Source organism: Psychrobacter lutiphocae DSM 21542 (genome assembly GCF_000382145.1).
GTDB lineage: Bacteria > Pseudomonadota > Gammaproteobacteria > Pseudomonadales > Moraxellaceae > Psychrobacter > Psychrobacter lutiphocae.
On record NZ_KB907696.1, the window covers coordinates 1 to 1,604 of the forward strand.

2 protein-coding genes are annotated in these 1,604 nt (G+C 34.0%); both read right to left on the minus strand.

Annotation, left to right across the window (positions count from 1 at the left end):
• Positions 1-603 (minus strand): hypothetical protein (locus H140_RS14835; RefSeq protein WP_033427099.1); only part of this gene is annotated, 603 nt, incomplete at its 3' end.
• 9 nt (positions 604-612) lie between these two features.
• A partial coding sequence (locus H140_RS16095) for a hypothetical protein (RefSeq protein WP_033427100.1) occupies positions 613-1,604 on the minus strand: 992 nt, incomplete at its 5' end.

The following is a 1,604-nucleotide window of genomic DNA, read 5'->3' on the forward strand; positions in this document are numbered from 1 at the left end:
CATAATCGATGCTGATGATTTAGCCTCATTGTAAACCCAGTTTTTACAATACCTTTTAATAAGATTAAGTTTAAAGTTTGACTTACTAAACATTAGATTATCTTCACAAATTTGATAATCCAAATCCCCGAGCTGATCTGTTTCGATTGCACTATAACCATCTATTTCATCTGACCAATTACTTTTAGAGGCAATATATTTTAAGTTATCTAAGTCATTCTTTATGCCCTCTAATTCATCTGAACTATAGGACTTGTCTATTTCATAACTTTTTAAATATGCTGTTACAAGCGCTTCTCTAAACGATGTGTTATAAATTAAAATATAGTAGTAATATAAAAATCCCTCAGCTATATCTTCTATCATCCAACTTTTTATTTTGTTTTTAAGTGAGATTGATGAATAAATTTCAGCCAATCCATCAATTGGTTTCCACCATAGTCCCAGTTCTTTTGTTTGAGACTTAGTGGGTAATCTTGGAGGATTACTGGGGTTCTCAAAAATCGCCGTGTCCATTGGAAGCTCAATAAATGAATTTTGTGATGCAGAGCTAAAATAAAGCTCAAAATCCTTAATTATTTTTATAATATTATCTTTGTTCACGTGAACTCCTTAATCAAACCAACTTTTGAATTTATCATAAAATTTATCTAATAAGCCTTTCTTCTGTTTATTACCTTGTTCTTTTGCATTGGCACTCGTCATAGTTGATCCTAAAGTCAATGCAAGTGCAGTCATTATAGACAAACCACTGCTTAACACCCATGATAAAGCAGCTATGGCAGCTGATATTACAGCTCCAACTCCTACTGCAGCTATAGCTATAGCCGATATAATTACAGCTAAGATTAATACAACTAAACCTACTTTTTCTAGTGTTGTTAAGTTTGTAGCTGCTTCTCTTATTTCCTGAATTTTGGACTTTAATTTTCCTCTACTACTTGCTCGTTTAAGTTTCTCAGCAGCATTAGCTGTAAGCTCTTGTTGCTGTTTTTTACTAGCGTCCTTAACTGAATAAAAAACTAGACCTGAAGGTTTATTAAGTCTTCTAACATCAGAAAATTGTTTAGGTATGATTTTATCATCGAAAAAATCAACTCGCTTTAGTTTCGCATTCCAAAAAAATAATTCAGGTTTTAAATTTAGCACTCCTGCACATCCTGCAGACCATTTACCTCGTTTAGCTGTTTTTATATAACTATTAACTTGATCTTTAGCCTCTTGGTACCTTGCTTGATTCCAATAAACACTCACAGGCTTCAATTCCCATACCGACCCTTTAAACTCCTTTTTCGAAGTTTCAAGATATCTGTTTGTTTTATCGACATAATAAGCATCTGGTATTTTACCACCTAAACCAGTAGGCCAAGTAGGTCCTAATTCATCAATATCTCTAGCATTTTGCCCTCCCCATGTAGTAATAGGAAAATCCATCAGCCCTTTTGAAAGTATCTGTGGGGCAAAAATTTGATTATGAATAAAGGTTCCTAATAAACTCGCTTCAGTTGTCAATCCCCACCAATCAACAAACTCATGCGGTCTATCATTGGCAAAGGCATACAAATCCTTACCAGCTGCTAAGCCGACAGGATCAGGTGTTAAAT